Annotated in this window: 18 protein-coding genes; 6 read left to right on the forward strand and 12 right to left on the reverse strand. The window is 57.5% G+C overall.

Annotated features, from left to right (window positions below; all coding sequences use genetic code 11):
• Nucleotides 1-3 precede the first annotated feature (3 nt).
• The 5 genes from ABLN94_RS00100 to ABLN94_RS00120 all read right to left on the reverse strand — a co-directional run bounded on the left by ABLN94_RS00100 (nt 4) and on the right by ABLN94_RS00120 (nt 3936).
• Nucleotides 4-642, reverse strand: a complete 639-nt coding sequence (locus ABLN94_RS00100) for a glutathione S-transferase family protein (protein ID WP_352988028.1) — start codon at nt 640-642, stop codon at nt 4-6.
• Between the two features lie 133 nt (nt 643-775).
• Nucleotides 776-988 (reverse strand): hypothetical protein, encoded by a 213-nt coding sequence (locus tag ABLN94_RS00105; RefSeq protein ID WP_352988030.1) that lies wholly within the window; start codon nt 986-988, stop codon nt 776-778.
• Between the two features lie 54 nt (nt 989-1042).
• On the reverse strand, nt 1043-2824 hold the full coding sequence (locus ABLN94_RS00110; RefSeq protein WP_352988032.1) for an acyl-CoA dehydrogenase C-terminal domain-containing protein: 1782 nt from the start codon (nt 2822-2824) through the stop codon (nt 1043-1045).
• A gap of 46 nt (nt 2825-2870) precedes the next feature.
• Complete coding sequence (locus ABLN94_RS00115; protein WP_352988034.1) at nt 2871-3272, reverse strand: MerR family transcriptional regulator; 402 nt, start codon at nt 3270-3272, stop codon at nt 2871-2873.
• Nucleotides 3273-3567: 295 nt separating this feature from the next.
• A complete protein-coding gene (locus ABLN94_RS00120; RefSeq protein ID WP_352988036.1) occupies nt 3568-3936 on the reverse strand; it encodes a MerR family transcriptional regulator in 369 nt (122 codons plus the stop codon).
• A gap of 116 nt (nt 3937-4052) precedes the next feature.
• Here ABLN94_RS00120 and ABLN94_RS00125 point away from each other — a divergent pair, with 116 nt between their 5' ends.
• Genes ABLN94_RS00125 through ABLN94_RS00135 form a run of 3 tightly spaced genes read left to right on the forward strand, consistent with a single transcriptional unit; the run spans nt 4053 to nt 6311 of the window.
• Complete coding sequence (locus ABLN94_RS00125) at nt 4053-4472, forward strand: PaaI family thioesterase (RefSeq protein ID WP_352988038.1); 420 nt, start codon at nt 4053-4055, stop codon at nt 4470-4472.
• Nucleotide 4473: 1 nt separating this feature from the next.
• Entirely contained in the window at nt 4474-4992 is a 519-nt protein-coding gene (locus tag ABLN94_RS00130) for a PaaI family thioesterase (protein ID WP_170490445.1), read from the forward strand.
• 2 nt (nt 4993-4994) lie between these two features.
• Entirely contained in the window at nt 4995-6311 is a 1317-nt protein-coding gene (locus ABLN94_RS00135) for an MATE family efflux transporter (protein WP_352988041.1), read from the forward strand.
• Here ABLN94_RS00135 and arsC read toward each other — a convergent pair.
• From arsC to ABLN94_RS00155, 4 genes are read right to left on the reverse strand one after another with little or no spacing between them, the layout of a single operon-like run.
• Nucleotides 6308-6649 carry an arsenate reductase (glutaredoxin) gene (gene arsC / locus ABLN94_RS00140; protein WP_352988043.1) on the reverse strand — a complete coding sequence of 114 codons (342 nt, stop codon included), beginning with the start codon at nt 6647-6649 and terminating at the stop codon, nt 6308-6310. The two genes, ABLN94_RS00135 and arsC, sit on opposite strands and share 4 nt — an antisense overlap.
• Nucleotides 6646-7704 (reverse strand): quinone-dependent dihydroorotate dehydrogenase, encoded by a 1059-nt coding sequence (locus ABLN94_RS00145; RefSeq protein WP_352988045.1) that lies wholly within the window; start codon nt 7702-7704, stop codon nt 6646-6648. The genes arsC and ABLN94_RS00145 overlap by 4 nt, the downstream gene beginning before the upstream one ends.
• Entirely contained in the window at nt 7701-8132 is a 432-nt protein-coding gene (locus ABLN94_RS00150; protein ID WP_352988047.1) for a DUF1330 domain-containing protein, read from the reverse strand. Before ABLN94_RS00150 ends, ABLN94_RS00145 begins: the two co-directional genes overlap by 4 nt.
• On the reverse strand, nt 8129-8467 hold the full coding sequence (locus ABLN94_RS00155) for a DUF952 domain-containing protein (protein WP_352988049.1): 339 nt from the start codon (nt 8465-8467) through the stop codon (nt 8129-8131). Before ABLN94_RS00155 ends, ABLN94_RS00150 begins: the two co-directional genes overlap by 4 nt.
• Before the next feature lie 108 nt (nt 8468-8575).
• On the opposite strand from ABLN94_RS00155, the gene ABLN94_RS00160 reads away from it, so the two are divergent.
• Nucleotides 8576-10159, forward strand: a complete 1584-nt coding sequence (locus tag ABLN94_RS00160; RefSeq protein WP_352988051.1) for a bifunctional metallophosphatase/5'-nucleotidase — start codon at nt 8576-8578, stop codon at nt 10157-10159.
• 61 nt (nt 10160-10220) lie between these two features.
• Here the strand turns inward: ABLN94_RS00160 and ABLN94_RS00165 are convergent, their stop codons facing one another.
• A complete protein-coding gene (locus ABLN94_RS00165) occupies nt 10221-11873 on the reverse strand; it encodes a tetratricopeptide repeat-containing sulfotransferase family protein (protein ID WP_352988053.1) in 1653 nt (550 codons plus the stop codon).
• A gap of 55 nt (nt 11874-11928) precedes the next feature.
• Between ABLN94_RS00165 and ABLN94_RS00170 the strand changes: the two genes are divergently transcribed.
• A complete protein-coding gene (locus tag ABLN94_RS00170; RefSeq protein ID WP_352988055.1) occupies nt 11929-12594 on the forward strand; it encodes an SOS response-associated peptidase in 666 nt (221 codons plus the stop codon).
• Between the two features lie 43 nt (nt 12595-12637).
• Entirely contained in the window at nt 12638-13690 is a 1053-nt protein-coding gene (mnmH, locus tag ABLN94_RS00175; RefSeq protein ID WP_352988057.1) for a tRNA 2-selenouridine(34) synthase MnmH, read from the forward strand.
• On the opposite strand, the gene selD is transcribed toward mnmH, so the two are convergent.
• Together selD and ABLN94_RS00185 are read right to left on the reverse strand one after the other, a co-directional pair.
• Complete coding sequence (selD, locus tag ABLN94_RS00180) at nt 13681-15840, reverse strand: selenide, water dikinase SelD (RefSeq protein ID WP_352988059.1); 2160 nt, start codon at nt 15838-15840, stop codon at nt 13681-13683. The two genes, mnmH and selD, sit on opposite strands and share 10 nt — an antisense overlap.
• 5 nt (nt 15841-15845) lie before the next feature.
• A complete protein-coding gene (locus tag ABLN94_RS00185) occupies nt 15846-16232 on the reverse strand; it encodes a Na+/H+ antiporter subunit G (protein WP_352988061.1) in 387 nt (128 codons plus the stop codon).
• Between the last annotated feature and the right edge of the window lie 4 nt (nt 16233-16236).

Here is a 16236-nt window from a genome sequence, read left to right on the forward strand (position 1 = left end):
TCCTTAAGCTCGATCCGACGGGTTGCCGGGCATCAGGTCATAGGGGTGTTTCCAGCCGGGCTGTTCGCTGAGGCGCGTCAACCAGGCGTCGATGTTGGGCCAATCGGCGCGGTCAAAGCCGAAGGGTTCGGGATAGTAGAGGTAGCCGCAGCAGCTGAGGTCAGCATTGGTTACACCGTTCCCAACGATCCAGTCGCGGCCCTCCAGATGATTGTTCAGGATTTCGTACGCCGCTTTCAGGCGACCCTGATTAAAGGCGATAACGTCCGGATTGCGATGCTGTTCAGGCAGGAAGTTGATCAGAAAGCGGGTCAGCCCAGCCATCGAGCTGAGCTTGTGATTGTCCCACAGCACCCAGCGCAGAATGTCATAGTTCTCGTCCCGCGTTTTGCCGCCAAACTTGCCAGATTTCTCTGTGACGTAGGCCTGAATGGCACCAGATTGAGAGGTTTGGAAATCGCCATCGATCAAGACAGGTGCTTCGCCCATCACGTTGACTTCAGAGCGAAATTCTGGCCCGCGGGTGACGCCTTTGAAAAAATCCACGTAGACCGGTTCCCACTCGAGCCCAGACATCTCCAGCGCGATTGCGGCTTTGTATGAATTGCCGCTTTCGCCGAAGCAATGAAGTTTGATGGTCATGCGTTCGCCCCTCCCAAGGCGCATGGTGGCTTGCCACGATCTGCGTATTTCGAGAAAGCCGAACCGGTCGTATCGAAAATGGGGGTCGTCTTGCTGAAAACACGCACGCCCAGAACGGGCGCGAAGGGAACCGTCAGCGTTTGCGCGCCTCTAGTTCAGAGTTGAAGATGCGCAGCCGGCGGGTCAATTTCTCCTCGTGAATGACACTGTTGAAATTCTCAAACAGGAAAGACAGCGCCTCACCTTCATCCAGACCAGCCTCGTGTGCGAAACCACGGAGCTTGCGATATCCGTCCTCGGTCATGGCGACCGGAAAGCGGCGGGTCAGGCGAAAGCGTTTGGGCATTATGTCTCCTCCTAAGGTCCGGCGCCGGGGCAGTGCCCCGGAGCCGGAGTGAGATTAGAAATTGGCGGCCTCCAGTGCCATGACCGTGTCCGCGCCGGTCTGGATGCGTGCCAGATGCATCGCAGTCGCGGGCAGGCGGCGCGCCATGTAGAAACGGCCGGTGTTGATTTTGGTCTCGTAGAACTCTTTGTCCGAGGCACCTCCATCCAGCGCATCCTGCGCGGCTTTGGCCATCTGCGCCCACATCAGGCCCAGGCAAACATGGCCGAACATGTGCATGAAGTCGTAGGAACCGGACAGCGCGTTATTCGGGTTCTTCATGCCTTCCTGCATGAAATACATGCCTGCGGCCTGCAGATCCTTGGACGCGGCTTTCAGTGGGTCAATGAAGGCCTTGTCATAGGCTTCATCCTTGCCACCGTTCTCCTTGCAGAAGGTTTTAACCATGTCGAAGAACGCCATGACGTGCTTGCCGCCATCCTGCGCCAGTTTGCGCCCCACAAGGTCCAGTGCCTGAACGCCGTTGGCCCCTTCGTAGATCATCGCGATACGGGCATCGCGGGTGTATTGAGACATACCCCATTCTTCGATGTAGCCGTGGCCACCATAAACCTGTTGCGCCTGAACGGTCATGTCATAGCCCTGATCGGTCAGGAAGCCTTTGATGACCGGGGTCAGCAGTGAGATCAGCCCGTCTGCGTCCTTGTCATCCGACCGGTGCGCCTTGTCGATCATGGTCGCGCCCCACAGGATGAACGCGCGCGCGCCCTCGGTAAAGCTCTTCTGATCCATCAGGTTGCGACGGATATCCGGATGCACGATCAGCGGGTCAGCCGGGCCGTCCGGGTTCTTCACGCCGGTCACATCACGGCCTTGCAGGCGGTCCTTGGCATATTCCAAAGCGTTCTGGAACGCGGCCTCGGCTTGGGACAGACCCTGCATGCCCACACCAAGACGCGCTTCGTTCATCATGGTGAACATAGCGCGCATGCCTTTATGCTCTTCGCCCAGCAGCCAGCCGGTGGCTTCGTCATAGTTCATGACGCAGGTCGAGTTGCCATGGATGCCCATTTTCTCTTCGATCTTGCCGACCGAAACGCCGTTGCGTTCACCCAAAGAACCGTCGTCGTTGACGATGAACTTGGGGACGATGAACAGCGACACGCCCTTGATACCCTCGGGGCCGCCGGGGATTTTTGCCAGAACCAGATGGATGATGTTGTCAGCCATGTCGTGGTCACCAGAGGAGATAAAGATCTTCTGGCCCGAAATCTTATAGCTGCCGTCGCCTTGCGGTTCCGCTTTGGTGCGCATCAGGCCCAGATCGGTGCCGCAATGCGGCTCGGTCAAGTTCATGGTGCCGGTCCATTCGCAGCTGACCATGTTGGGCAGGTACTTGTCCTTCTGCTCGTCGGTTCCGTGCGTCAGAATGGCTGAGGCCGCCCCGTGGGTCAGGCCCTGATACATCACGAAGGCTTGGTTTGCAGCCGAGAACATTTCACCTACCGCTGTACCCAGCACATAGGGCATGTTCTGGCCACCGTACTCTTCCGGCATGTCGAGGCCAGTCCAGCCACCTTCCTTCATTTGCTCGAAAGCGTCTTTGAATCCTGTGGGCGTATAGACGATACCGTTTTCCAACCGGCAACCTTCAGTGTCGCCCACGACGTTCAGCGGATGCAGGACGTTGGTGGCGACCTTGCCGGCTTCTTCCAGAACGGCGCCGGTGAACTCGGCTTCCAGTTCGCTATACCCCGGAATTTCCGAGTCCGAGACTTTCAGCACATCATGCAGAATGAACTGAGTGTCTTTGGTAGGCGCGTTGTAAACGGGCATTTGAAGCTCCCTTAAATTCAGATGTCCGGGGATTGGGCCGCGAAGGTTATTCGGCGGCCTTTTTCTCGTTTTTCATCGAGGCGATGACTTTCTCGCCCCAGCGCAACTGTTCTTTCAGATCGTCAATGGCCTGAGTAAGCTCCTCGCGACGAACTTCCATATCCCCCAGACGTTCCCGCGCGATTTCAATGGTACGGGTCATCTGAGTCATCTGCTGGTCACCCACGTGGTACAAATCCAGCAATTGCCGGATTTCTTCCAGGCTGAAGCCAAAGCGCTTGCCGCGCAGGATCAGTTTAAGGCGGGCCCGGTCACGTTTGGTGAACAGGCGTTTCTGGCCCTCGCGGATCGGAAACAAAAGTTCCTTGGCCTCGTAAAATCGCAATGTGCGTGGCGTGACATCATATGTCTCGCACATTTCACGGATGGTCATCAGATCTTCGGTCATGTTTTCAGCACTCTCGTCACTGGCGTCTATTAAAGTCAGTTGCGCAGTCGATGCGCAGGTTACAACACGACGATGACGTTCACGTAATGCAAACGCTACGTCACAATGAAAGTTGACGTAACATCAGCTTGCGTCAAGATGCCGATTGCTGAGTTTTTTTGTTTGTGACGCTGCGGAACTTAAGTGAGATGGGGTTGAGACCCGGAGATTACGCGCCAATTTCGGCGCGGCGACATCGGGCTCCACTGAATCGAAATGTTAAAAAAAAAGGATGACGGCTTGAGCTCGACCGAGATCAGCGCAAAGATTTGGCGGTCTGGTCGCGTAGGCGCTGAAGCTCGTCCATAGCTTCATCCAATTGCTGACGCTGCTTCTGCAACTCCGTCATTTGCCGGTCTGCGAGTTTCACGAATTCAGCCATCTGAATCTGGTCTCCCTGATCTTCGTAGATCAACAACCATTGACGAATCTCTTCCAGCGAGAAGCCAAACTGACGACCGCGCAGGATCAGCTTCATCCGCGCGCATTCGCGCGGACCATAATACCGTGTGCGGCCTTCCCGATCAGGCTGCAACAGCTCGATATACTCGTAGTAACGAAGGGTGCGCTTGGTTACATCGAACTCATCGCACATCTCGTTCAATGACAAACGGTTGTCGGTCATTCGCGGCCTCCTCGGCTGCAACGTAGGGCGTCGTGGAGGTAAGCGCAACAGTCGGGGTTGCCCTTTACGTCATCCGCGGCTCATAAAGAGGCGACACCACGACAGGGACAAATTGAATGGCGGACAAATTGCAACTCGCGCGTCAATTCATCGAAGCCATACCTCATGCCAGGGCCCTTGGGTTAGAGCTTACTCATATCAGCAACGGTGAAGCCGAAATCACTATGCCTTACAACGAGGCATTGATCGGAGATCCGCGAACCGGTGTGATTCACGGTGGTGCTGTGTCGACAATGCTAGACACCAGCTGTGGTGCCGCCGTCATGAGCCATCCGACGCAGCCCTCGAGTACGGCAACCATCGACCTGCGAATTGACTACATGCGAGCGGCGACCCCCGGGCAGACCATTACCACCCGCGCAACCTGCTATCACATTACCCGAAACGTAGCGTTTGTTCGCGCGACTGCGACAGATGAAGATCGTGACAACCCTGTCGCAACCGCGTCCGGTGCTTTCACTGTGGAGGGGAAGTAACATGGCCCGATCCCGCCCTGAACCCATGCAGGTCGTTAAACAGCGCCGGGATACCGCGCTGAATGCACTGGTTGAAGGGGTTCCCTATATCCGGTTTCTGAACATCAGCTTTGATCGACGTGGCGATGAACTGACAGGTGTTCTAAATTTCGATGAAAAGCTGATCGGCAACCCGCTGTTGCCCGCGTTGCATGGCGGCGTAACCGCCGCTTTTCTGGAGGTTACAGCGGTCATCACCCTGAGCTGGGAGCGCATGTTTCCCCAAATCGAAAGCGGTGAGCTGGATGCGGCAGATATTCTGAAGTCGAAAGAGGTTCGCTTTCCAAAAACCATTGATTTCACAGTGGACTTTCTGCGCTCTGGCCTGCCGCGGGATGCCTATGCACGCGCGTTTATCAACAGGTCCGGACGCCGTTATGCCTCGGTCCGGGTTGAGGCTTGGCAGGATCATCACACCAAGCTGTTCGCGCAGGGCACAGGCCATTTCCTGATGCCACAGCCCAAAGCGGACAAAGAATAAAGATGCAGCCTGGCTCGGCACCCCTCACGCATAAACGGGTGTTGAAGATCGCGGTTCCGATCGTGCTGTCCAACGCCACCGTGCCCATTCTGGGCGCGGTCGATACCGGCGTGGTCGGACAGATGGGGCAGGCGGCGCCCATCGGCGCGGTGGGTATGGGCGCTGTGATTCTAGCCAGCATCTATTGGATCTTCGGCTTCCTGCGCATGGGCACCACTGGTTTGGCCGCTCAGGCGCGTGGGGCCGGGGACACAGCAGAGACTGGCGCGCTGTTGATGCGCGGGCTGTTGCTAGGCGGCGCGGCGGGTCTGCTCTTTGTCCTGACGCAATATTGGGTGTTCTGGGGCGCCTTTGCCCTGTCGCCTGCCAGCCCCGAAGTCGAGGCTCTGACTCGGGAATATCTGGAAATCCGCATATGGGGCGCTCCGGCAACAATTGCGCTTTACGCAGTGACGGGTTGGCTGATTGCGATTGAGCGGACCCGTGGTGTATTTGTCCTGCAGGTTTGGATGAACGGTCTGAATATCGTGCTGGACCTGTGGTTCGTGCTGGGGCTGGGTTGGGGCGTTGAAGGCGTAGCCATTGCCACCCTGATCGCTGAATGGACCGGTTTGGCGCTAGGTCTTTGGCTATGCCGAGATGCGTTTGCTGGCAATCAATGGCGTGACTGGCCTCGGATATTCGACGGCGCGCGTCTGCGCCGGATGATGCAGGTAAACGGGGATATCATGATCCGTTCGGTGCTGGTGACCGGAGCGTTCACGACGTTTCTGTTTGTAGGTTCCGATCTGGGCGACGTGAATCTGGCTGCCAATCAGGTTTTGCTGCAATTTCTTGAGATCACCGCTTTTGCGCTGGACGGCTTCGCCTTTTCCGCCGAGGCGCTGGTCGGCAGTGCCGTTGGCGCCCGAGATCAGTATCAAGTGCGGCGCGCGTCGATCATGGCATCTCAATGGGGTGTAGGCGGGGCGCTCGTCCTAGGGGTCGTATTTTATCTTGCCGGACCCTTTTTGATCGACCTGATGTCTACGTCGCCTGACGTTCGGCTTGCGGCGCGGGACTACCTGATCTGGGCCGCGCTGGCCCCAGCCATCGGTGTGGCAAGTTGGATGTTCGACGGCATCTATATTGGCGCCACGTGGACCCGGGCTATGCGCAACGCAATGATTCAATCGGTTGCGATTTACGTGGTAGCGCTGTTTGTCTTGGTGCCGACATTGGGCAATCACGGGCTTTGGGCCGCGCTGATGGTTCTGAACATCGCACGCGGCGTCACAATGGGCTGGCGCTATCCGAAACTGGAAGCGCAGGTGTTTTAAAGAAGCGTCAACAGGTTCTCAGGCGGACGCCCGATGGCTGCCTTATCGCCTGCAATGGCCAGCGGGCGCTCGATCAAGATCGGGTTCTCGGCCATGGCGTTTATCAACTCGTCAGCAGGAGAGGTTTTGTTCAGCCCTAGTTCCTTGAACCGCTTTTCGCCCGTCCGCATCATGTCGATGGGTTCGATACCTAGTTTGCCGAGAACCGCACGTAGGTCATCTGCTGAGGGCGCATCCTCAAGGTATTTTCGAACTTCGATCTGCGCGCCGTTCTCTTCAAGCAACGCCAAGCCGGCGCGGGATTTAGAACAGCGTGGGTTGTGCCAGTAATTGATCACAGCCAATCCTCTCTTTTACTTCCAACGGCTTGCGTGACGTTGTCGAAGCCATCCCGTGCCAGTAATTCATCCAGTCCCCGGGCGATCTCGGTCGCCAGAGAAATGCCACCATAGACCAGCGCCGTATATAGTTGCACGGCAGACGCCCCAGCGCAGATCTTGGTGTAGGCCTGCTCGGCACTGCTGACACCACCTACACCGATCAGCGGTATTTTCCCTTCAGTCAGTTGACTGAGACGGGCGAGAACGCGGGTTGATTTCTCGAACAGCGGTTCACCGGACAGCCCGCCGGTTTCGCCTTTGTGGGAACTGCGCAGACCGTCGCGCGACAAGGTGGTGTTGGTGGCAATCACCGCGTCTACGCCGGTCTCAGCTGCAACCTCGGCGATGTCCTGCAATTCCGCTTCGGTCAGGTCCGGAGCAATTTTCAAAAATACCGGCAAGGGGCGGGGCAGAGCGTTTCGGGTTTCGATCACGCTGCCAAGCAGAGCGCCAAGCGCGGCTTTGCCCTGCAAATCCCGCAGCTTTTCAGTGTTGGGGGATGAGACGTTGACCGTGGCGAAATCCAGATGCGCGGCACAATGGGCCAACACCTTGGCGAAGTCACCAGGGCGGTCGTCGCTGTCTTTGTTCGCACCAAGGTTCAGGCCGATCACGGCGTCCTTGGGGCGATCTGCCAGACGGCGGGCCATCACCTCCATTCCTTCGTTGTTGAAGCCGAAGCGGTTGATGGCGGCCTTGTCTTCGGTCAGGCGGAACAAGCGGGGTTTTGGGTTGCCCGGCTGCGGGCGCGGGGTGACGGCTCCCACTTCGATGAAACCAAAGCCGGTGCGCGACAGAGGTGTCAGAACCTCTCCGTTCTTGTCGAAGCCTGCGGCCAGACCAACCGGGTTGGGTAAGTCCAGCCCAGCCACGCGGGTTTTCAGGCGGGACGAACTCACCGGTCCTGGCATCGGGGCCAATCCAGCCTTCAAAGCCTTGATCGACATGCCGTGGGCGGCCTCGGGGTCCATCTTGTGCAGGACGGCGAGCCCCAGTTTTTCAGTCAGTTTCATCCGAAAGCCTCTCCGCTTTTGGTTGGAGCGCAGCGGATCAGGCGTGAGGTTTCAACCGCGGCCTGCCGGTGAATGACTGCAGCTTGGTACACCGGGTCTGTCACCATTTCCAGGAATGCATGCGCGGTAGGATAACGAGCGATGAAAACCTCATCCCAATTCTCGTCTTGCGGCCCGATTAATGTGGTTTGATACGCACCGCGCCATAGGATCGATGCCCCTAAACGCGCGATGATCGGGGCCGTTTCATTGCCGTAGTTGCGATAGGCCTGCGCGCCGGTCAGACCGGCATCCGCCAGATCATGACCTTCTGGGTAATTGGCCTTGGCGCGGAACTTCACCAGATTCAACATCTCGATTGGATGATCGCGGTCCAAAACTTTGAATGCCTCGAACTGAGCGCGATCGGGGTCGATGAATACGGTCATTCCATCTCCTTGGGAAATTGGTGCGCCACTCCATCAAAGGGTAGGGGCCGCGACCAGACCACATCTGTCATGTGTAGCTGGCGATAGAGATGCGGGAACAGTGCCCCTCCGCGCGAGGCCTCCCACTTCAATTCGTCTCCCATGGCGTCCGCGTCGCAGGCCAGCAGGGTCAAGCCTTCGACCCCGGCAAAGTGCTTGGCCGCGGTCTCAGCGGCCTGTTCGGCGGTTGAGAAGTGGACATACCCGTCGGATACATCAATCGGCGCGCCGTCGGAGGCACCCTGTTCCTGCAACGTGGCCCATTCGTCGGCCCGGAAAATCTTGTAAATCAGCATAAGGTCCTGATGCCCCGCACGACGGGTAGAATCAAGCCAGATTTCCCCCTTTGACTCTTCCAGCGCGGCGGCGCACCATCGCGCCAATCAATTAAAAGGAGTATGAAGATGTTCACCCGTTTTCTGGCGTCAGTGGCGGTGTTGGGCCTGACCGCAGGCATGGCCGCCGCCGAGTATAAGCTGACTATTCTGCATACCAACGACATTCACAGCCGCATTGAATCAATCAATAAATACGACTCGACGTGCGACGCCGAAGATGAAGCCGAAGGCAAGTGTTTCGGCGGGGTTGCTCGGCTGAAAACCATGGTGGATGCCAAAAGGGATGAGTTGGCGGATCAGAACGTGCTTTTGCTGGATGCGGGTGACCCGTTTCAAGGGTCACTGTTTTATACGACTTATAAAGGTGCCGCCGAGGCCGAGTTCATGGAGGCCATTGGTTATGACGCCATGGCCGTGGGCAACCACGAATTCGACGATGGCCCCGAAGGGCTGGCAGCGTTCATCGACGCTGTGAGTTTTCCGGTGATTTCGGGTAACCTCGATTTGTCCTCCTCGGGCGAGTTGAAGGGGAAGGTAGAAAACCACCTCGTGCTTGAGGTTGGCGGGCAAAAAATCGGCATCGTCTCAGCACTGGCCACAGACACAGTCGATACGTCCAGCCCCGGCAAGGACGTGGTGTTTCAAGACGAAATCGACAGCCTAACAGCGGATGTCAAAGCGTTACAGGCAGATGGCGTCGATATCATCATTGCACTGAACCATGTGGGGCTGGCCAAGGACATTGAGATTGCCGAGAAAGTGCCCGGCTTGGATCTTGTGATCGGCGGGCACTCACACACGCTGTTGTCCAACACGCAGGAAGGCGCGGCCGGTTCTTACCCATTGATGGTTGGTGATGTGCCAGTGGTTCAGGCCTATGCCTATTCCAAATACCTGGGCGAGGTGACGCTGACATTTGATGATGACGGCAACCTGATTTCTGCAGAAGGCGAACCTATTCTGCTGGATGCGTCCGTCGAGCCCGATGCGGATATCGCCGCGCGCGTGGCCGAAATGGGTGCCCCGATTGAAGAGATGAAAAAGCGCGTCGTCGCCAATTCCGCTGCCGCAATCCAAGGCGACCGCTCGGTCTGCCGTGTGCAGGAATGCGAAATGGGCAATCTGGTCGCCGATGCCATGCTGGCGCGGGTTGCGGATCAGGGTGCACAGATCGCGATTGCCAACTCGGGCGGGTTGCGGGCGTCGATCGATCCCGGCGAGGTGACAATGGGCGAAGTGCTGACTGTGCTGCCGTTCCAAAATACTCTGTCGACTTTTGAGATCAGTGGTCAGACCGTCATCGACGCGCTGGAAAACGGCGTCAGCCAGGTCGAAGAGGTCAAGGGTCGTTTTCCGCAAGTCGCGGGGCTGACATTTACCTGGGATCCATCGGTAGCTCCGAACGAAGGGCGTATAGCTGAGGTCATGGTTGCCGAAGGTGACGGGTTCGTGCCGATCGATCCGGCGGCGACCTATCTGGTTGTGACCAACAATTATGTTCGCAATGGTGGTGATGGCTACAGCATGTTCGAAGGCGATGACAAAAACGCCTATGACTACGGTCCGGATTTGGCGGATGTGACGGCTGAATATTTGGCCGAAAACGCACCTTACCAGCCTTACTTGGACGGCCGTATCAAGCAGAAGTAAATTCGCATCAACGCGAAAAAAAAAGGCCGCACCATTAGATGCGGCCTTTGTTCTGTGCAAGTTAGCTCAAGTTGTACTCCGGCCAGAGCTCCGGATCAAATCCGTCCAGCATGGGTTGCAGATGTTTGGAAACGCTCTGCCATCCACCGACAGACTTGGTGGAGATTTTATTACGGACCTGGTCAAGGCTGGCCGTTCTGACCTGCTTGGTGTTTTCTTCTGGACGCATCATGGTCTCGTTCCATTCAATGTCACAGAACGCAGCGACTTTCTGGCTGTAGGTTTTCGGGTCGGCGACCAGTTTTTCGTAGGGAACGGTCAGAATTCGGTCGCCAAACACGGCATCCCAATGAGCCATATAACGGCGGTACAAATTGGCCGAATGGGCAATGGACTTGAGGTTCGAGGCATACCGCATCCCACCGGCCGGAAAACGCCTGATCCACTTGGACAGCCCGACATCGCGAGGATCACGCAACATGTTGATGATCTTTGCATTGGGGAAGGCGGCCAACAGGAAACCGACACGCTGGTAATTGTGTGGAAGCTTGTCGACAAAAGCAACAGATCCATCAGGTATCGGCGGCATCAACCTGCGGAAATCCTGGGCGAATTCGGCGGCTTTTTCGGTATCAAAACCATGACCTTTCTTTTCGAATTTCTGCGAAAGATCGGACCCCAACATCAGTTCTCCGCATCCGGCGATATCAGGGGCAGAACTCAGCATCATCTCCATCAGCGTGGTGCCCGAACGGGGTTGGCCCACGACAAATATCGGAACGGGTGTTTTGCTGATTCCAGACTCCAGTATCTCGGCTCCCACAGGGAAGAGACCTGTGATCTGGCTCAGTTTCTCCTTTTCCTTGTCTTCATCATAGGGGTTGCTTTCATGCTGCAGGGCATTTGCTAGCACAAATTGCGGCATGGCTGCAGCCAATCCATCCATTTTCGAGATCAGATGCGCTTTGGCGAATTCCAGCTCCACCAAGTTCTCGTCTCTGTTGGAGATTGTGGTTTCAACCGCCTCCAGCAGCTTTGGCGCATCCTCCTGGGACACCATTGTCGACATTTGCAGCAGGGCCTGTGGATGTTCAGGGATTTCGCCGAGAATGCGCTGCAGTATTTCTTTGGATCCGTTCTTGTCCCCGCTCTGATGCAGGTTCACGGATTTCTGGAAGGCGATCTTCAGGTTGTCTGGAGCCAACTCATATGCGTGCGCGAGGTCGCGTGAGTGGTCATCGACAAACCCGATCTTGGAAAAGGCCTCAGCCCGTCTGGACAAAAGGCTCACATCATTGGGTTCGCTTGCTAGCTTTTTGGTCGCATGTTCAATGATCATGCGCCAGTTTTTGCCCTTAAGGTGGATCTCATCCAGAACGCGGTTCAGCTCTTTGTTGTTGGGGAACTGTTCAAGCTTTTGCTCGGTATATTCCAGCGCCTTGGGAATCTGTCCGGTTTGCATCAGCGCATTGGCCAGATTCTCTACGAATTGCGGATCGTCCGGTTTCATTCGAGATGCCTCGACGAAATGCGGAATGGATTTTTTGTACTGTTTCAGCTCTGTCAACACAAAGCCCGAGATCGCGTGGAAGTCTGAATCTTTAGGGAATTTTTTAACGCCCAACTGCGCTTTTTTCAGCGCCTGTTGCAGCTTGCCTGCGTCCAACGCGGCCACCGCCTTGCCTTTGAGGGTTTTCGCTGTTTGATTTTGCATGTGACCCCGTGACACCCTGTGCCTGTATGAAACGATTGATGATGGTTCATTACCCATGTGCGGACGGTTTGCAATAACCCTTCCAAATGACGCGATGGCGCAGCTGTTTTCTGCGCGACCAGCGAATACGCTGCCACAGGTTCCGAATTTTAACGTGTGCCCTACAAATCAGGTGCACGTCGTGCGCACAGCTGAGACCGGCCGAAGGCTGGACCCGTTCCGTTGGGGGTTTTTGCCGCATTGGTACAAAACCGAGACAGCGGGGCCTTTATTGATCAATGCGCGGGCCGAAACTCTGGCTGAAAAGCCCGCCTTTCGCGAGGCCTGCCGTGAACGGCGCTGCCTGATCGTTGCGACTGGCTTCTATGAATGGACCAAGACTGAACAGGGCAACCGCTTGCCTTGGTATATCCAGCGCAAAGACGGTGCGCCGATCGCGTTTGCTGGCGTCTGGCAAGACTGGGGCGCTGATGAGGCCCGACAAGGCACTTGCGCCATTGTGACCACGCCTGCGAACCGCCAACTTAGCGCCATTCACCACCGGATGCCGCTTATTCTGGAGCCAGATGACTGGCCACTGTGGCTGGGTGAGGTCGGAAAGGGTGCAGCTCGTCTGATGGCGCCCGGGGCCGAAGGCGTACTGGAGTATTACCGTGTCGATCCGGCGGTGAATTCAAACCAGGCCAGTGGGCCGGACCTGATCGAGCCGATCCCGGCCTGAGGTGCTCCTTTTCATTTTCAGAAACGCAAGATAGACCTCTGACATGGCTTTGAAATTCAGCGACCTGCCCGGCCTTTATGCGCATGAGTTCGACACCGTGATCGATGTGCGCAGCCCAGCGGAGTTTGCGGAGGACCACTTGTCCGGTGCTATCAATCTTCCGGTTCTGAACGATGAAGAGCGTGCTCAGGTTGGCACCATCTATGTCCAGCAAAACCCGTTTCTGGCACGCAAACTGGGCGCGGCGCTGGTATTTCGCAACGCAGCCAATCACATCGAACACAGCCTGTCGCATCACGAGGGCGGCTGGAAGCCTTTGGTCTATTGCTGGCGCGGCGGGCAGCGGTCAGGGTCTTTCACTTGGATGTTGCAGCAAATCGGGTGGCGGGCCGAGGTGGTCGAGGGCGGATATCGAACCTATCGACGTCTGGTTAATCGGTTCTTGTACGACGATCCACTACCGCACCAGTTGGTTGCCTTGGACGGGTATACAGGGACGGCCAAGACCGAGCTGCTGGCACATTTGAAATTGCGCGGTGTACAGGTTTTGGACCTTGAGGGGCTGGCCAACCATCGCGGGTCCTTGTTGGGTGAAATGCCGGGAGGGCAGCCCAGTCAGAAAGCCTTCGAGTCCGCTCTGGCCGCCGAATTGTGCAAGCTGGACCCGATGCGTCCGGTGGTGGTCGAGGCGGAGTCGTCCAAAATCGGCTCGTTGATCCTGCCACCTAGCCTTTGGACCGCGTTGTGCCGCGCGCCGCGTATTCAGGTGCATGCACCAATCGAAGCACGCACCGCCTATCTGGCCCGCGCTTATGATGACATCCTGTCCGACGGTGAGCGGTTGCGCGAACGTCTCTCACCGTTGCGGTCTCATCGAGGGCATGAGGTGGTGGATGGCTGGCTCTCGTTGATTGATGCCAAAGACAAACTGGCGCTGACGCAAGCTTTGATGGAACAGCATTACGATCCGGCCTACACGAAGTCTCGACGAGCGCGCAGGGTTGAAATAATCGCCCAAGTGGAGGCGATGTCGCTGGACCAGGCTGGTTTGAATGACATGGCCGCCCGAGTTGAACATCTTCTGGATCAGCTTTGAAGGCGCAGCCCCGGGGTGTCTGACAGGTGCCCGATAACAATCGCAGGATAACCTGCGTGCCTAAGCTTTTCACACAGCCCATTCGCCTGATCTGACGGGACGGCGGCCAGCAGTCCTCCGGCTGTTTGCGGGTCGAACAACAGGTCTACCTTGTCGCCTGACGGCAGCTTAGGGGCGAGGCTTCGATTTTCATTGAAAATTGTTGACCGGACACCCTGCGCGCTCAGCTCCAGCGCGCCAGCCATCAGTGGAATCGCGTCCAGATCAAGCGTTGCGCCGCAATCTGACGCCTCACACATCCCCAGCAGATGTCCGGCAAGACCAAAGCCGGTCACGTCGGTCATTGCATGGGCTGCGGAAAGAATGCGGGACGCTTTACCTTGTGGGTGAACCATCTGTCGGTAAGCCTCGGCAACCCAGTGTCCCTCGGCCCGACCGGCCATTTCTGCGGCCATCAACACGCCGCTGCCCAGTGGTTTGGTCAGGATCAGCGCGTCCCCCGGACGGGCGCCCGACAGGGTTATCGGGTCCTGTTCGCACAGGCCAGTCAGGGTGAATCCGATGGTCATCTCATCCCCCATCGAGCTGTGGCCGCCGACGATCTCGGCCCCTGCATCACGGATGACTTCGGTGGCTGCGGCCATGATCTCGGCCATTGTTCGGTGCTGTAGTTCAGGCGAAATGCGAGGCAGGATGATCGTCGAGGTTGCCGCTTGCGGGCTGGCGCCCATGGCCCAGATATCCCCCAGCGCATGAACGGCCGCGATGCGGGCCATCAGCACGGGATCATTGGTGACGCCACGCAAATGGTCGGAGGTCATCACCTGTCGCGCACCGCCGGTTGTCAGAAGGGCGGCATCGTCACCGGGCAGGGGGGTAATATCTGCGCGTTTTGGCGCAGGCAGATTGGCCAGCGTTGCCTGTAACGCGCCGGGCCCGACTTTGGCCCCGCAGCCGCCGCACATGGGTTTTTCGCCTAGCGCCTCCTTCAATCCCGCTGCGTGAAGGCGCGGTAGAGAAGGACGCACCATGTCCGGCAAGTCGCGGAATTGGTTTATGAAGCTCTGGTCGATGTGGTTCTTCCATTTCCACATCAACGGCCCGCTAAACGACGTGCCAAACCGCTCTGCCAGTGCTGATTTGCCGCCCAATGAGACCAGCTTCAAGTAATCCTTTTGCGGCTGATATTTCCGCATCTTCCCTGAGCCCAAGGCGGCGCGCAGATTGTCGAACAACACAGGGGCTTCACGCACTGCGTAGACCCCGGCCTTGGGGCGCGGGTTTTCGGACAAGTGTGCGCAATCCCCGGCAGCAAAGATCGTGGGGACGCTGGATTGCAGATGGTCGTTCACGCGGATGTAACCGTTGTGCAACTCAAAGCCGGTCTGGGCGATCCAGTCATAAGGGCGCGCTCCGGCGGCGCCGGTTACGAAGGCGGCCGGTATCTCGCGCCCATCGTCTAAAACAATATGATCTTTCTTGACACGTGAGATGTTCGTGTTTTCGAGAAGCTCAACACCCAGGTCGGCCATGGCCTGTCGAATGATTGTAGCAGCTTTGTCTCCGGTCGCGGTCAAGGCCGAGGCATTGTCGATCAGTGTCACCTGCGCCGCCCGCCCTTTCGCGCGCAGGGCATGCGCCATCGCCATCACCAGCTCGACCCCGGCGACGCCACCGCCGATCACTGCGACCGAGGCGGGGCCGGTGCTTGCCAGATACCCCGCCCAATGCAATGCAAACGGTCCCAGCGGCTTTGCCGGAACGGCGTATTCGGCAAACCCTGGCAGGGCAGGCATGTCCGAGGTGATCCCCACATTGACCGAGGCAACATCGAATGCCACCGGCGGACGGCCCGGAACGTATACCTGACGCCGCTCCGGGTCGATCCCTTCGACCGGGCCGAGGATAACGCGCGCTCCGGCGAACCGTGCCAGCCGCACCAGGTCGATATCCAATTCCGGTCGCTTGTAGTGCCCAGCGACAAAACCGGGCAGCATACCGGAATAAGGGGCGGTGGGGCCGGGGTTGATCACAGTCACCCGTGCGCCGGGCAGTGGGTTCATGCCCCATTTTCGCAAAACCAGCGCGTGAGTATGCCCTCCGCCAATCAGAACCAGATCACGGGTCAGGGGCAGCGGAGGTTGGTGCATGGAAATCAGGTCTTGCTGTGGTCTGGAACGTCTTCGACCTGTTCGACCGCGTGAGTGGCCCAAAGCTCGTCCTCACCCGCATCCGGCAGATCGCTGGGTTTTTCATGGCGGTGTATGTGCCACTTAGCAATGAACAGAGCCGTGATCGGTGCCGTCAGGAACAGGAACAGAGTGATCAGAAGCTCATGCAGGGAGAGTTTGCCCTCCAGCAGGACCGAGTGGCCGATCGACGCAAGCAAGACGCCACCCACACCAAGGGTCGTCGCCTTGGTGGGCGCGTGCAGGCGCGACATTGGGTCTTTCAGCTTGATCATCCCGTAAGAGCCGACAAAGCCGAAAATGCCCGAGACGATCAGAAAGAAGGCGATCAGCAGTTCGAAAATGAATTCCATGTCG

It is taken from the genome of Ruegeria sp. SCP11, assembly GCF_040329455.1.
Classification (GTDB): Bacteria; Pseudomonadota; Alphaproteobacteria; order Rhodobacterales; family Rhodobacteraceae; genus Ruegeria; species Ruegeria atlantica_E.

Bases quoted from the DNA above. Each gene is read 5' to 3' on its own strand.
- ABLN94_RS00130 (WP_170490445.1), top strand. From the start codon at position 4,474: ATGGCCCGATCCCGCCCTGAACCCATGCAGGTCGTTAAACAGCGCCGG.
- ABLN94_RS00135 (WP_352988041.1), top strand. From the start codon at position 4,995: ATGCAGCCTGGCTCGGCACCCCTCACGCATAAACGGGTGTTGAAGATC.
- ABLN94_RS00100 (WP_352988028.1), bottom strand. From the start codon at position 642: ATGACCATCAAACTTCATTGCTTCGGCGAAAGCGGCAATTCATACAAA.
- ABLN94_RS00170 (WP_352988055.1), top strand. From the start codon at position 11,929: ATGTGCGGACGGTTTGCAATAACCCTTCCAAATGACGCGATGGCGCAG.
- ABLN94_RS00145 (WP_352988045.1), bottom strand. From the start codon at position 7,704: ATGAAACTGACTGAAAAACTGGGGCTCGCCGTCCTGCACAAGATGGAC.
- ABLN94_RS00110 (WP_352988032.1), bottom strand. From the start codon at position 2,824: ATGCCCGTTTACAACGCGCCTACCAAAGACACTCAGTTCATTCTGCAT.
- selD (WP_352988059.1), bottom strand. From the start codon at position 15,840: ATGCACCAACCTCCGCTGCCCCTGACCCGTGATCTGGTTCTGATTGGC.
- ABLN94_RS00125 (WP_352988038.1), top strand. From the start codon at position 4,053: ATGGCGGACAAATTGCAACTCGCGCGTCAATTCATCGAAGCCATACCT.
- ABLN94_RS00165 (WP_352988053.1), bottom strand. From the start codon at position 11,873: ATGCAAAATCAAACAGCGAAAACCCTCAAAGGCAAGGCGGTGGCCGCG.
- mnmH (WP_352988057.1), top strand. From the start codon at position 12,638: ATGGCTTTGAAATTCAGCGACCTGCCCGGCCTTTATGCGCATGAGTTC.
- ABLN94_RS00160 (WP_352988051.1), top strand. From the start codon at position 8,576: ATGTTCACCCGTTTTCTGGCGTCAGTGGCGGTGTTGGGCCTGACCGCA.
- ABLN94_RS00115 (WP_352988034.1), bottom strand. From the start codon at position 3,272: ATGACCGAAGATCTGATGACCATCCGTGAAATGTGCGAGACATATGAT.
- ABLN94_RS00120 (WP_352988036.1), bottom strand. From the start codon at position 3,936: ATGACCGACAACCGTTTGTCATTGAACGAGATGTGCGATGAGTTCGAT.
- ABLN94_RS00150 (WP_352988047.1), bottom strand. From the start codon at position 8,132: ATGACCGTATTCATCGACCCCGATCGCGCTCAGTTCGAGGCATTCAAA.
- ABLN94_RS00155 (WP_352988049.1), bottom strand. From the start codon at position 8,467: ATGCTGATTTACAAGATTTTCCGGGCCGACGAATGGGCCACGTTGCAG.
- ABLN94_RS00185 (WP_352988061.1), bottom strand. From the start codon at position 16,232: ATGGAATTCATTTTCGAACTGCTGATCGCCTTCTTTCTGATCGTCTCG.
- ABLN94_RS00105 (WP_352988030.1), bottom strand. From the start codon at position 988: ATGCCCAAACGCTTTCGCCTGACCCGCCGCTTTCCGGTCGCCATGACC.